General features: G+C 71.8%; 12 protein-coding genes. 9 read left to right on the top strand and 3 right to left on the bottom strand.

Annotation, left to right across the window (positions count from 1 at the left end):
• Positions 1 to 20: 20 nt before the first annotated feature.
• Genes ABEA87_RS28570 through ABEA87_RS28550 form a run of 5 tightly spaced genes read left to right on the top strand, consistent with a single transcriptional unit; the run spans position 21 to position 5339 of the window.
• Positions 21 to 1376 (top strand): acetyl-CoA carboxylase biotin carboxylase subunit, encoded by a 1356-nt coding sequence (locus ABEA87_RS28570; RefSeq protein WP_345634790.1) that lies wholly within the window; start codon positions 21 to 23, stop codon positions 1374 to 1376.
• A gap of 16 nt (positions 1377 to 1392) precedes the next feature.
• On the top strand, positions 1393 to 2292 hold the full coding sequence (locus ABEA87_RS28565; RefSeq protein WP_345634789.1) for an SRPBCC family protein: 900 nt from the start codon (positions 1393 to 1395) through the stop codon (positions 2290 to 2292).
• Positions 2285 to 2791, top strand: a complete 507-nt coding sequence (locus ABEA87_RS28560; RefSeq protein ID WP_345634788.1) for a cupin domain-containing protein — start codon at positions 2285 to 2287, stop codon at positions 2789 to 2791. Before ABEA87_RS28565 ends, ABEA87_RS28560 begins: the two co-directional genes overlap by 8 nt.
• Positions 2788 to 4059 carry a beta-ketoacyl-[acyl-carrier-protein] synthase family protein gene (locus tag ABEA87_RS28555; protein WP_345634787.1) on the top strand — a complete coding sequence of 424 codons (1272 nt, stop codon included), beginning with the start codon at positions 2788 to 2790 and terminating at the stop codon, positions 4057 to 4059. Before ABEA87_RS28560 ends, ABEA87_RS28555 begins: the two co-directional genes overlap by 4 nt.
• Entirely contained in the window at positions 4056 to 5339 is a 1284-nt protein-coding gene (locus tag ABEA87_RS28550) for a beta-ketoacyl synthase N-terminal-like domain-containing protein (protein WP_345634785.1), read from the top strand. The genes ABEA87_RS28555 and ABEA87_RS28550 overlap by 4 nt, the downstream gene beginning before the upstream one ends.
• Here ABEA87_RS28550 and ABEA87_RS28545 read toward each other — a convergent pair.
• Positions 5326 to 6351: a 5'-3' exonuclease gene (locus ABEA87_RS28545; RefSeq protein ID WP_345634784.1), complete on the bottom strand. Its 1026-nt coding sequence runs from the start codon at positions 6349 to 6351 to the stop codon at positions 5326 to 5328. The genes ABEA87_RS28550 and ABEA87_RS28545 overlap by 14 nt on opposite strands.
• 143 nt (positions 6352 to 6494) lie before the next feature.
• Positions 6495 to 7469, bottom strand: a complete 975-nt coding sequence (locus tag ABEA87_RS28540) for an aldo/keto reductase (protein ID WP_345634782.1) — start codon at positions 7467 to 7469, stop codon at positions 6495 to 6497.
• 209 nt (positions 7470 to 7678) lie between these two features.
• On the opposite strand from ABEA87_RS28540, the gene ABEA87_RS28535 reads away from it, so the two are divergent.
• Positions 7679 to 8809 carry a dipeptidase gene (locus ABEA87_RS28535; RefSeq protein ID WP_345634780.1) on the top strand — a complete coding sequence of 377 codons (1131 nt, stop codon included), beginning with the start codon at positions 7679 to 7681 and terminating at the stop codon, positions 8807 to 8809.
• 10 nt (positions 8810 to 8819) lie between these two features.
• Positions 8820 to 9665: an alpha/beta fold hydrolase gene (locus ABEA87_RS28530; RefSeq protein WP_345634778.1), complete on the top strand. Its 846-nt coding sequence runs from the start codon at positions 8820 to 8822 to the stop codon at positions 9663 to 9665.
• A gap of 120 nt (positions 9666 to 9785) precedes the next feature.
• On the opposite strand, the gene ABEA87_RS28525 is transcribed toward ABEA87_RS28530, so the two are convergent.
• Positions 9786 to 10337 (bottom strand): YbhB/YbcL family Raf kinase inhibitor-like protein, encoded by a 552-nt coding sequence (locus tag ABEA87_RS28525; RefSeq protein WP_345634777.1) that lies wholly within the window; start codon positions 10335 to 10337, stop codon positions 9786 to 9788.
• A 71-nt stretch (positions 10338 to 10408) separates the two neighbouring features.
• On the opposite strand from ABEA87_RS28525, the gene ABEA87_RS28520 reads away from it, so the two are divergent.
• Both ABEA87_RS28520 and ABEA87_RS28515 read left to right on the top strand, forming a co-directional pair.
• The gene (locus tag ABEA87_RS28520; protein ID WP_345634775.1) at positions 10409 to 11152 is read left to right on the top strand and encodes a hypothetical protein; all 744 of its coding nucleotides are present in this window, start codon (positions 10409 to 10411) and stop codon (positions 11150 to 11152) included.
• Between the two features lie 211 nt (positions 11153 to 11363).
• Positions 11364 to 12614: an HNH endonuclease signature motif containing protein gene (locus ABEA87_RS28515; protein WP_345634773.1), complete on the top strand. Its 1251-nt coding sequence runs from the start codon at positions 11364 to 11366 to the stop codon at positions 12612 to 12614.
• Positions 12615 to 12824 lie beyond the last annotated feature (210 nt).

Raw genomic sequence — 12824 nt, 5'->3', positions numbered from 1 at the left:
GGCGGGGGAGGGGCGCGTCGATGTTCGAGAAGATACTGATCGCCAATCGCGGCGAAATCGCGCTACGGGTCGTCCGCGCGTGCCGGGAACTCGGCGTGCGCACGGTGGCCGTCTACTCAACGGCGGACGCCGACTCGGCCGCGGTACGGCTGGCCGACGAGGCCGTCCGGATCGGGCCGCCGGCCAGCCGGCACAGCTACCTGAACACCCCGGCGATCATCGAGGCGGCCCGGCAGACCGGCGCCGAGGCGATCCACCCGGGCTATGGGTTCCTCTCCGAGGACCCCGACTTCGCCGAGGTGTGCGAGGAGGCCGGGCTGGTCTTCATCGGCCCCGGGCCGGAGGTGGTGCGCGGCTTCGGCGACAAGGCGCGGGCGCGCACCCTGATGGCCGAGGCCGGCCTACCGCTCTCGCCCGGCAGCACCGAGCCGGTGACCAGCGCGGCGGCCGCCCGCGCCGTGGCCGAGGAGATCGGCTACCCGGTGATCATCAAGAGCGTCGCGGGCGGCGGAGGGCGCGGGATGGCGGTGGTCTGGTCGCCGTCCGAGCTCGTCGAGGCGTACGCGCGCACCCAACTGGCCGCGCAGGCCACATTCGGCGACAACCGGGTGTACCTGGAGAGCTACCTGGTCAACGCCCGGCACATCGAGGTGCAGGTGCTCTGCGACTCGTACGGCAACGGTGTGCACCTGGGCACCCGGGACTGTTCGGTGCAGCGCCGGCACCAGAAGCTGGTGGAGGAGGGCCCGGCGACGGGGTTGTGCGCCCGCACCCTGGACGCCATCGCCGACGCCGCCGTGCGTGGGGCGCTCGCCGTGGGCTACTGCGGCGCGGGCACCTTCGAGTTCCTGGTGGACGAGGCGGAGAACTTCCGCTTCATCGAGGCCAACTGCCGCATCCAGGTGGAACACCCGGTGACCGAGATGATCAGCGGCATCGACCTGGTACACGAGCAGCTGCACATCGCGGCCGGCATACCGCTGCGGATGCGGCAGGACGAGATCCGGCTGCGGGGCACCGCGGTGGAGTGCCGGGTCAACGCGGAGGATCCGGAGCGGGGCTTCGCACCCGCGCCCGGGCGCCTCGACCGGTTCCAACCGCCGGGCGGCCCGTTCACCCGGGTGGACACCCACGGCTACGCCGGCTACCTGGTCGGCCCGTACTACGACTCGCTGCTCGCCAAGGTCATTGTCTGGGCACCCGAGCGCGATCTCGCCCTCGACCGGATGGACCGGGCGCTGTACGAGTTCGACATCGCCGGCGCGGGCGTACGCACCACCATCCCGTTCCTGCGCCGGATTCTCGACGACGCGGCGTTCCGCAAGGGGCGCTACTCGACCGCACTGGTCGAGCGACTGATGGACGCAACCCACTGACGGCTGGGGAGACCAGATGACTCTCAACACCTCGGACCGGCGGCAGGCCGCGTCCGGTGAAATCACCGCGATCCTGGTGAGCAACTGCGGACTGGATCCCGACGCCGCCGCGGCGGCGCCGGACGCGACCCTGACCGAGCTCGGCCTGGACTCGCTCGCCCTGCTGGAGCTGGAGGCCGTGGTGGCCGACCGCTACGGCGTGCGGGTGCCGGAGAACGCCGGCCAGCTCACCATCGACGAGGTCGCCGGCGTGCTGGACGGCGCGGCGACGAGCCCGACCGATCCTCCGCTGGCGACACCGCCCTCCTCGACCGGCCCCGCCGCGCCGGCTCAGCGCACCGCCTCGGAGCCGACCGAATCCACCGCGTCGGCGCGCCCGAGTGAGTCCACCGGGTCGGCCCAGCCGACCGAGGAGGCGACGAATCCCGATCCGCCGGGACACACCGAGAACAGCGTGGTCATCGACGCGCCGCTGGAGTTGGTCTGGCGGATGACCAACGACGTCGAGCGGTGGACCGACCTGTTCACCGAGTACGCCGACGTCCAGGTACTGGAGCGCAACGGCGACACCGTCCTGTTCCGGCTGACCATGGTGCCCGACGAGAACGGGATCAGCTGGACCTGGGTCAGCGAGCGCACCTGCGACCCGGTACGGCACGAGGTGCGGGCGCACCGGGTGGAGACCGGGCCGTTCGAGTACATGCGCATCTTCTGGCGCTACGACGAACTGCCCGAGGGCGTGCGGATGACCTGGGTCCAGGACTTCTCCATGCGCCCGACCGCCCCGGTGAACAACCGGCAGATGACCGAGCGGCTCAACACCAACTCGCGCCCGCAACTGGACGTCATCCGCGAACGCGTGGAGCGCGCGGCGGCCCAGCGGCCGGCCACGGTACCGGGAGGCAGCGATGAGTGAGACGGCGATGACCGAGGCGGCGATGAGCCAGGCGGCGATGAGTGAGGCGCCGGTGAGTGAGGCGCCGGTGAGTCAGGCGGCGGCTGGGGAGGCCGGGCGGGTGATCGCCGTGGCGGAGGTACCCGTGGACCGGCGGCGCGGCGGCGAGCTGCGGGTGTTGCTGGGTCCCAAGACCGTGGGCAGCACCTCGGGCTTCATGGGCGTGGCGACCCTGCGGCCGGGGGAGCGGATCGGCGAGCACTACCACCCCTACAGCGAGGAGTTCCTCTACGTCACCCGTGGCGAGATCACGGTCGACCTGGACGATCAACCCATCTCGCTGAGCCCGGGCGAGGGGCTGTTCATCCCGAGGCATACCCGGCACCGGCTGCGCAACGCCGGTACCGAACCGGCCGAGGCCGTCTTCCACCTGGGTCCGCTGGCACCCCGGCCGGAGCTGGGCCACGTGGACACCGAGTCCGCCCCGGTCGCGGCCGCGCCGGCGGAGACCTCGACATGACACGCCGGCGCACGGTGGTGACCGGGATCGGCGTGGTGGCCCCCGGTGGGGTCACCCGCGACCGGTTCTGGGCCACCGTCACCGAGGGGCGGACCTCCACCCGGCGGATCACCTTCTTCGACCCGTCCCCGTTCCGTTCGCAGATCGCGGCCGAGTGCGACTTCGACGCGGTGGCGGCCGGGCTGACCTGCCTGGAGCGGCAGCGCGCCGACCGGTACGTGCAGTTCGCGCTGGCCGCCTCGATCGAGGCGCTGGCCGACAGCGGGCTGGGTACGGACGAGGCGACCCGGCAGCGGACCGGGGTCGTGCTCGGCTCGGCCGTGGGCGGCACCATGGCGCTGGAGCGGGAGTACGTGGTGGCCAGCGACTCCGGCGCCCAGTGGCTGGTCGACCACCAGCGCACCATGCCGTTCCTCTACCAGGCGCTGATCCCGAGCAGCCTGGCCGCCGACGTCGCCTGCCGACACGGGCTGCACGGGCCGGCCCAGGTGGTCTCCACGGGCTGCACCTCGGGCATCGACGCGATCGGCCACGCCCACCAGCTCATCTGCGACGACGAGGCGGACGTGATGCTGGCCGGCGCGTCGGACACCCCGATCTCGCCGGTGACCGTCGCGTCGTTCGACGCCATCAAGGCCACCACTGCCGCCAACGACGACCCGGCGCACGCCTCCCGGCCGTTCGACGGCAACCGGACCGGGTTCGTGCTCGCCGAGGGGGCCGCGGTGCTCGTGCTGGAGGAGTTGGAGCACGCCCGCCGGCGCCGGGCGCCCATCTACTGCGAGGTGGTCGGCTACGCCAACCGCAGCAACGGGTACCACATGACCGGCCTGCGGCCCGACGGCGCGGAGATGGCGCTGGCCATCACGGCGGCGCTGGACGAGGCCCGGCTCAACCCGAGCGACGTGTCGTACATCAGCGCGCACGGCTCGGGCACCCGGCAGAACGATCGGCACGAGACGGCCGCGTTCAAGCGGGCGCTCGGTGAGACGGCGTACGAGCTGCCGATCAGCTCCATCAAGTCGATGGTGGGCCACTCGCTCGGCGCGATCGGCTCGATCGAGATGGCCGCCTGCGCGCTGGCCATCGAGACCGGAGTCGTGCCGCCGACCGCCAACTGGGCCACCCGCGACCCGGAGTGCGACCTGGACTACGTCCCCAACACCGCGCGCGAGGTGGACGTGAACGTCGCACTGTCGGTGGGCAGCGGATTCGGCGGATTTCAGTCGGCAATGGTCTTCCGGCGGCTCACGGAGGCGGTGCGATGAGCGAGCGTCAGCGGGCGGTTGTCACCGGGGTCGGGGTGGTCGCCCCGACCGGGGTCGGGGTGGACGCGCACTGGAAGCGGGTGCTGGCCGGGGAGAGCGCGTTGCGGCGGATCACCCTGTTCGATCCGGCGCGGTACCCGACCACGCTGGCCGGCGAGATCACTGAGTTCGACGCGCTGGAGTGGGCCGACAGCCGGCGGGTGGTGCAGACCGACCGCTGGACGCACCTCGGGTTCGCGGCCACCCGGCTCGCTCTGCAGGACGCCGGGCTGGCCGAGGTGACCGACGATCCGTACGGCGTGGGGGTGGTACTGGCCAGTTCGTCGGGCGGCAACCTGTTCGGCCAGCGGGAGCTGCAGCGGCTGTGGAGCCAGCCGTCGCGCACGGTCGGCGCGTACCAGTCGATCGCCTGGTTCTACGCCGCCAGCGTCGGCCAGCTCTCCATTCACCACCAGTTCAAGGGTCCGTGCGGGGTACTGGTGTCGGAGACCGCCGGCGGCCTGGACAGCCTGGCCCAGGCGGTACGCATGATCCGGCGGGGTACCCCGGTGGTCATCGCCGGGGGCACCGAGTGCCCGCTGAGCCCGTACGCGTTGGCCTGCCAGCTGCGTGGCGGCCTGCTCAGCAGCGGCACCGACCCGGATGGGGCCTACCGGCCGTTCGACGTGGCGGCCGGTGGTTACGTGCCCGGCGAGGGCGGCGCGGTGTTCGTCGTCGAGGAGCTCGACCACGCGCGGGAGCGGGGCGCGACCATCTACGGCGAGGTGGCCGGCTGGGGGGCGACGCACGACGCGCACCACACCGACGCGCACCACACCGACGCCCACCACACCCACGACCGGCAGGCGCACGATCCGACGCAGTACGCCCGGGCCATGGCGCTGGCGCTGCGGCGGGCCGGGGCCCGGCCGGACGAGGTGGGGCTGGTGGTGCCGGACGCGCTCGGGGTGCCCGGGTACGACCTCGCCGAGGCCCAGGCGCTGCGTGCCGTGTTCGGCTGCTCGCCGCCGGTGACCACGCAGAAGCCGCTGACCGGCCGGGCCCACCAGGGCGGGGCGGCCCTGGACGTGGCCAACGCGCTGCTGGCGATGCGGCACGGGCTGCTGCCGGCGACCGCCGGAACGGATCGCCCGGCCCCCGGCTGCGAGCTGGACTTCGTCCGCGAGCAGCGGCAACAGCGCACCGACCTCGCGCTCGTCGGGGCGCGCGGCTTCGATGGCTTCAACAGCGCGGTGCTGCTGCGCCGCTGGCCCGAGAGCGAGAGCGTCAGAACAGGCTGAGCTGTCCGGGCAGGGGCTCCCGGCGCCGGCGCGGGCCGCCGGCCCGCACCCACTGCTGGGGAGCCGGCGCGACGGCCTGGGCGTCCGGCGGCGAGCCGCCGGTCAGCGCCCACAGCGACGGCCCGAGGATGATGCCGCGACCGGCCAGCGCGCGCTTCATCACCGCGAGGTCGAGCGGCAGCCGCAGCGTGTCCAGGGCCGGTATCGGCAGGTCGTCGCGCATGGCCATGAGCCGGCGGTTGCGCCGCACCGTCTCCCGGGCGGCCGGCGAGCCGAACTGCCCACCCGAGCGCTCGCCCACCACCGAGCGGACGGCCTGTTCGTCCCCGCCGTCCCAGGCCGCCCAGGCCCGCTCCAGGCTGCCGAACTCGGCCAGCAGCCGGGCGGAGGTGGCCGAGCCGAAGCCCGGCACCCCGCGCAGGTTGTCCGAGGGATCGCCGCGCAGCGCGGCGTAGTCGCGGTACTGCGAGGGGGTGACGCCGTAGTTCTCCGCCAGGGACGCGGCGTTGACCAGCACGGCCTGGTCGAACCCGCCATTGCGCACGCGCAGCACCGACGTCGATGGGTCGATGAGCGCGAACGCGTCCCGGTCGCTGGTCATCAGCACCGCCCGCCAGCCGTGGCGCCGGGCGGCCGCGGCCGAGCTGGCGAGCACGTCGTCGGCCTCGTAGGCGTGCGGCACCACGGTGGCGATGCCGGCCGCGCGCAGCAGGTCCGGGGCGTCGGCAAGCTGATCGGCGAGGTCGGCCGGCTTCTGTGGCCGCTGCGCCTTGTACTCCGGGTAGTCATTCTTGCGCGCTGAGTGGTCCGGGCAGTCGAAGCCGACGACCACCGCGTCCGGGCGCAGCCGGGCCGCGGCCCGGGCCACGTACCCGATCAGCCCCTTCAACCCCCACACCGCCCGGCCCGCCCCGTCGAGCAACTGCCCGGTGGCCGCCGCGTGGTAGGCCCGGTGCAACAGGCTGTTGCCGTCCACCACCAGCAGCGATGGCGGGGTCGACGGCGGCGTCACCTCATCAGGGTAGTGGTCCCGCGGGGCGGCGCCGGCGACTGGCCCGGGTCGAGGCCCGGCGCCAGCCGCGCCGAGCCAGACCGGTCGGGCCGCCGACCCGCGAAACCGCTACCGGGCTCCGCCGGGGGTGGCCTCCAGAAGCGTCACGCGTCCGGCTGGTAGAAGTTGCGGTCCCAGCGGTGCGCCACCAGGGCCGCGCGCCGCTGTTCGGGCAGCCCACGACCGTCGCCGATGGCCGTGTTCCGCTCCACATTGCGTACCGTGCGCATGCCCGGGATCACGGTGGACACCGCCGGGGAGGACAGCGTGAACCGCAGCGCGGTCTCGGCCAGCTCGTCCGGCCGGATGCCCAGGTCGGCGACGATCGCCTCGGCGCGGCGCCGCACCTGGGCGCGCCGGTCGCCGGCGAAGTACCGGTTGCGGAAATCCCCCTCGGGGAACGTGCTGTCCTCGGTGATGCTGCCGGTCAGCCCGCCCTCGTCCAGCGGCACCCGCACGATCACCCCCACGCCGTGCTCGGCGCAGGCCGGCAGCAGCTCCTCCTCCGGCGCCTGGTCGAACACGTTGTAGATGACCTGTACCGTGTCGACCAGCCCGGACCGGACCAGCTTTACCGCGTTGGCCGGCTCGTGGTCGTTGTTGGAGATGCCGAAGAAGCGGATCTTCCCCTCCTGCTTGAGCGCCTGGATGGTCTCCAGCCAGTCGCCGCGCCCCACCCACTCGTCGCTCCACACGTGGAACTGCAGCACGTCGAACGCGTCCAGCCGGGAGGCCCGCAGGCTCGTCTCCAGGCTGGTGCGGATGTGCTCGCCCGGGAACGCCTCCATCGGGTCGATGCCGTTCGGCGCCGGCCACAGCCGGTTCTTCGGCGGCACCTTGGTGGCCACGTGGATCGTCTCGCCGCGGTGCTCGCGCACCACTCGGCCGACGATGCGCTCGCTGTCGCCGTACCCGCGGGCGGTGTCGATGACATTGGCGCCCAGTTCGATGGCCCGGTGCAGAGCGCGCAGCGATTCGTCCTCGTCCGCCCCGATCCAGCCCGAGGAGCCGATGCCCCAGGCGCCGAAGCCGACCTCGGACACCGACAGACCGGTGCGGCCGAGCGTGCGGTACTGCATGGCGAGCCTCCCAGGTGTTGATCACGTTGGACAGCGCACCGCATCGTAAGCCGCGACGGCCACGGCTCGATCATCCGGGCGGCGGAGGTATAGCCTGCATCTGGTAAGAGGTCTGACCTCTGTTGAGGGGAGCGCGCGTGCGGGAAGCAGCAGCCGGATACCGTGGCTACCGATCATTTGACTACCTTGAGCCACGTCGTGATTACAAAGTGTTCGAACTGGCTCCGGAGATCGGGCGGGTACCCGAGCACGACCTGGGGCTGTCGGACACGCAGTGGCAGCGCGTCGACCGCCTGCTGAGGGAGCACACGGCGATCTCGCTGCACGAGCACCCCAAGATTCTGCCGGCCGACGTGAGCCAGCTGCGCGACTACAACCGGACCGGTCGCAACGCCTTCGGCTTCGAGGGGCTGGCGCGCTCGGGGATGACCGCCGTGTTCGACAACTTCATGAACGGCACCGGCTGCGTCACCAGCGAGCACGCCTGGAAGTGGGACGACGTCATCTACGACATCGGCCTGCGCCTTGCCGATGTCGCCAAGCAGGACTACGTGGTGCTGGCGACCACGCTGGAGCAGATCTTCGAGGCGAAGCGCGACGGCAGGGTGGCCCTGGTGGCCGGCCTGGAGGCGGCCACGATGATCGAGAACGAGCTGGACCGCATCGACATCCTGTACGGCTTCGGCGTGCGCCAGATGGGCATCGCCTACAGCCAGGCGAACATGCTCGGCTCCGGGCTGTCCGAGGAGCGCGACGGCGGGCTGACCCACTTCGGCCGGCGCGCCGTGGACCGGATGAACCGGCTGGGCATCGCCATCGACGTCTCGCACTCGGGGGACCTGACCTCGATGCAGGTCATCGAGGCGAGCCGCGTGCCGGTGTTCATCACCCACGCCGGCGCCCGATCGGTGTGGAACACCCCGCGGATGAAGCCGGACGAGGTGATCCGGGCCTGCGCCGAGCGCGGCGGTGTGATCGGCATCGAGGCGGCGCCGCACACCACGCTCTCGCCGGAGCACCCGCACCACTCCATCGAGTCGGTGATGGACCACTTCGTGTACTGCGTGGACCTGGTCGGCATCGACCACGTCGGGTTCGGCCCGGACACCAACTTCGGCGACCACGTCGGGCTGCACAACAGCTTCACCCAGCACCTGGCGATCGGTAAGGCGCACGGCACGGTCGACCACCCGCGGGTGCCGTACGTGTCCGGCATGGAGAACCCGGCGGAGTGCTTCGGCAACATCGTCGGCTGGCTGGTCGCGCACGACTACTCCGACGACGAGATCGCCAAGGTCATCGGCGGCAACATCGTGCGGGTCCTTCGAGAGGTCTGGTGAGCTGCGCGCCATGACGGAGCGGATGAAGATCAACGGCGCCGAGCTGGTCGTCGAGGCGTACGGGCCCGAGGACGCGCCGGCGATGATCGTCCACCACGGGGCGCCGGGGCTGGGCTCCCGGGCGGAGCCGGCGCGCTCGTTCGGCGGGTTCGCCGACCGGCTGCGCGTCATCGTGTTCGACGCCCGAGGCTCCGGCGAATCCAGCGACGACGAGCCGTTCACGCACGAGCAGTGGGTCGCCGACGTCGACGCGATCCGGGAACGCTTCGGCTACGAGCGCATCGTGATGGCCGGCGGTTCGTACGGCGGGTTCATCGCCATGGAGTACGCCATCGCCCACCCGGACCGGGTGGACGCCCTGGTCCTGCGCGACACGGCCGCCGACACCGCACACGACCACCTGGCGGTGCGGCGGGCCCGAACCACCGACCGCACGGTCATTCCGGAGTGGGCGATCGAGCGGATCGGCACCGGTCGCTTCGAGAGCAACGAGCAGCTGCGCGAGTACTGGGCGGCCATCCTGCCGCTCTACGACCACGACCACGACCCGGCCCGGGACGCGGCGAAGCTGGCCGCCACCCGGTTCCACTACCGCACGCACAACGCGGCCTTCGGACAGAACATGCCGCGCTACGACCTCAAGCCGAAGCTGCCGTCGATCACCTGCCCGACGCTGGTGACCGTCGGCCGGCACGACTGGCGCACGCCCGTGCCGGCCTCGCGGGCCATCGCCGACCTGATTCCGGACGCCCGGCTGGTCGTCTTCGAGAACTCGGGCCACTCGCCGCAGCTCGAGGAGCCCGAGCTGTTCCAGCGGGTGGTGCGCGACTTCCTCACCTCCGCCGGCATCGCCTGACGACGGGGTGGGCTTCGGAGTCCCAGCCGGTGACGGGGTGGGGCCGGGCGGTGACGGGGGCGCGGGCGGCCGGACGGTCAACCGCGCCTCCGGACGGTCGGCGCCGCCGGGGGCGGAGCCTCAGCCGTTGACGGTGCCGACGAGTTCGCCCGAGGCGACGGCCCGGTCGGCTATCGCCTTTCGGGCCGCGTTGGTCGCGGCCCCGGCCGCCAGCCCGGTCGGGGAGCTTAGCGCGTAGACCACGAAGTGGTAGTGGTGGATGCCGCTGGGCGGGCAGGGCGGGGTCCAGCCCGTCGTACCACCCGAGTTGCGTGCCTGCTTGGCGCCGGCCGGCAGCGCGCTCGCGGCCAGTGACGTGGTGCCGGCCGGCAGGTCGTACACCACCCAGTGCACGTAGTCGCCGTTCGGCGCGTCGGGGTCGTGAACCACCACCGCGAGCGCCGCCGCCGAGCGCGGGTCGCCGGTCCAGGACAGCGGCGGCACAATGCCCGCGGCGCGACAGGTGTACTCGTCCGGAATCCGCGCGCCGGCAGCGAACGCGCTGCTGGTGACCATCAACGCGGCGCTGGGTGCCGGGGAGGACGCGGGCGAGGCCGCGCCGGACGGACTGCTTCCGTCGCATCCCGTAAGGAGCAGTGCGCCGCCGAGCGCGATGACCGTTGTCAACCTCACGAGCCCATGCTGTCATCCACCGGGCACCGCCGGGTACCGCTGGATGCTCGAGCCCCGACCGGCATCCGTTGGTGTCGAGTGGCGCGCGGCCCGCCGACGGCGGGGAATATCGGATCGCGTCGGCCGGCCGAGGCTGGCACGCTACCCGCATGAATCGCGCGGAGGTGTTACTCATCGGGGGTCGTGCCGGCGTTGGCAAGACGACGGTGGGTTGGGAGGTCTCCGCGCGACTGCGGGCCGCGGCCGTCGCGCACGCCATTGTCGAGGGCGACTTCATGGGGCAGGTACATCCGGCGCCGGACGGGGATCCGGATCGTTCGAAAATCGCCGAACGCAATGTGACGGCCGTCTGGGTAAACTATCGCCTTCTCGGATACCGCCGGCTGATCTACACGAACACCCTCAGCGTGTTGCCCGTGACCACCGGAATGTTCGAGCGGGCGATGGGCGCCGACGTGCGAATCGTTCGTGTCCTACTCACCGCGCAGGACACGACGGTCGCCGAGCGACTGGCGAGCCGGGAGCTCGGCTCGGAATTGGCGGAGACGCTGGCGAGCAGCACCCAGCGGGCAAGACTCCTGGCGCAGCGGGTGCCACCGGATACCGTACGGATCGCGACGGATCGGCGGCGGGTCACCGACGAGCCGTTGACATCCACGTGCTTCCGCTGGCGCGTGCGGTCGCCCGACCAGGTGGACGGAGTGGCCAATCAGACGTTGCCGAGTCTGATGGAAGCCCTGCGCGGACGGCCGCAATCGCAGGTCGAGTACGGAGCCCTGGCCGTTTGCCTGGCGGTGTCGGGCGACCTGCCCTAGGCGCGCACCATGGTGGCGAAATTCGGTGAGGTTCGCCAGGTGCTCGCGGGCGGGGCGACCGAGCGGTTCATCCGCAACTTCGCTGAGCGGTTCGGTGCCTGAGCCGGTCGCTCGGTCGGCGCCCGGACGATCGTAGGCCCGGCCCGCTCCATTGCACACGATCAGCCTCACGGCCATCATTAGTGTCGTACCCCGTCGGTAGCGTTGGTTCGTGGACGGGGATCCGTTGATCGAGCTGGAGCAGGCGGTGCGGTCGCTCGCGCACGCGTCGGTCTGGGCTCAGTCCCCGCAGGTGTTGATTGACTGTTTGGATCGGGCGTATGCGTTGGCGTCGCGGTTGGACGCGGTGCGGTTGGGTTTGGTTCGGGAGGTCGATGGGCGGGACCTTGCCCGGCGGCAGGGTGCTACGACGACGACCGCGTGGTTGCGTGACCGGTATCGGTTGTATGGGGGTACGGCGGCGCGTCAGGTGAGGCTCGCCGCGGCGTTGCACGGCGGGTTGCCGAGGACGGTGGAGGGGTTGGCGGCCGGGACGGTCAATCTTGAGCAGGCGCGGGTGATCGCGGCTGCTGTCCCGACTCTTCCCGCCGGGGTCCGCCCCGAGGGGGAGGAGTTTCTGGTTGGGCAGTGTGCGGTGTTCGGGCCCAGGGAGTTGGGTCGGCTGACCGGTCGACTGCTGGACGTGGTTGCCCCGGAGGTCGCCGAGGAACAGGCCGCGCAACAGTTGGCCCGGGACGAGGACCGTGCCCACGCGGACCGGTGTCTGTACCTGACCGATGTGCCGGGCCAGGCGGGGGTGCGGTTGACCGGGTGGCTGGATCAGGAGTCCGCCGCCGTGGTGCGGGCGGCGATCGATCCGTTGTGCGCACCCCGACCGGTTGATGAGGCGGGGTTGCGTAGCCCGGAGCAGCGACGCGCGGACGCCCTGGTGGAGGTGTGCCGGCTGGCGTTGGCCGGCGGGGAGTTGCCCGACAATGGTGGGGATCGGCCGCAGGTGACCGTCACCGTCGACCTGGACACCCTACGCCGGCAGATCGGCGCCGCCACCCTGGACGATGGCACCGTGCTCAGCCCCGCCGCCGCCCGCCGGCTGGCCTGCGATGCCCGGATCGTGCCCGCCGTGCTGGGCAGCACGGGTCAGGTCCTGGACCTCGGCCGGGAACGGCGCCTGTTCACCGGCCCGATCCGCCGAGCCCTGGTGCTACGCGATCGGGGTTGCGCGTTTCCGGGCTGTGATCGCCCACCGAGGTGGTGCGACGGGCACCACCTCGTCAGCTGGCTGGATGACGGCCCCACCAGCCTCGACAACGGGGTGCTGCTGTGCGCACACCACCATCGGGTGATCCACCAGGGCGACTGGCAGGTCAGGATCGCCTCCGACGGGCTACCCGAGTTCATCCCACCCCGATACCTCGACCCCGACCAGCAACCCCGCCGCAACATCTACCACCGCAGGCAATGACACCCACCGGCAACGATCGCCACGAGCGATGACAGCACAAAGCCGCCAGCGGCATCGCTGGCCGGCCGAGGCTCAGGGCTCGGACGTTTGGCGGACAATCCGGGACCACCGCGACTGTATCGGCGACGACGCGGTCCGCGTGTCACTCGACCTGGTCGACAACCCCGAATGCATCGGCACCACCGCCGACCAGAGGGCCGCCGGTACCTA

It is taken from the genome of Rugosimonospora acidiphila (genome assembly GCF_039543385.1).
GTDB classification, from domain to species: domain Bacteria; phylum Actinomycetota; class Actinomycetes; order Mycobacteriales; family Micromonosporaceae; genus Rugosimonospora; species Rugosimonospora acidiphila.
This window is presented reverse-complemented; position numbering and strand designations above follow the sequence as displayed.

Excerpts from the sequence above, each read along its gene's own strand:
- ABEA87_RS28570 (WP_345634790.1), top strand. The coding sequence starts at position 21 with ATGTTCGAGAAGATACTGATCGCCAATCGCGGCGAAATCGCGCTACGG.
- ABEA87_RS28565 (WP_345634789.1), top strand. The coding sequence starts at position 1,393 with ATGACTCTCAACACCTCGGACCGGCGGCAGGCCGCGTCCGGTGAAATC.
- ABEA87_RS28560 (WP_345634788.1), top strand. The coding sequence starts at position 2,285 with ATGAGTGAGACGGCGATGACCGAGGCGGCGATGAGCCAGGCGGCGATG.
- ABEA87_RS28555 (WP_345634787.1), top strand. The coding sequence starts at position 2,788 with ATGACACGCCGGCGCACGGTGGTGACCGGGATCGGCGTGGTGGCCCCC.
- ABEA87_RS28550 (WP_345634785.1), top strand. The coding sequence starts at position 4,056 with ATGAGCGAGCGTCAGCGGGCGGTTGTCACCGGGGTCGGGGTGGTCGCC.
- ABEA87_RS28540 (WP_345634782.1), bottom strand. The coding sequence starts at position 7,469 with ATGCAGTACCGCACGCTCGGCCGCACCGGTCTGTCGGTGTCCGAGGTC.
- ABEA87_RS28530 (WP_345634778.1), top strand. The coding sequence starts at position 8,820 with ATGACGGAGCGGATGAAGATCAACGGCGCCGAGCTGGTCGTCGAGGCG.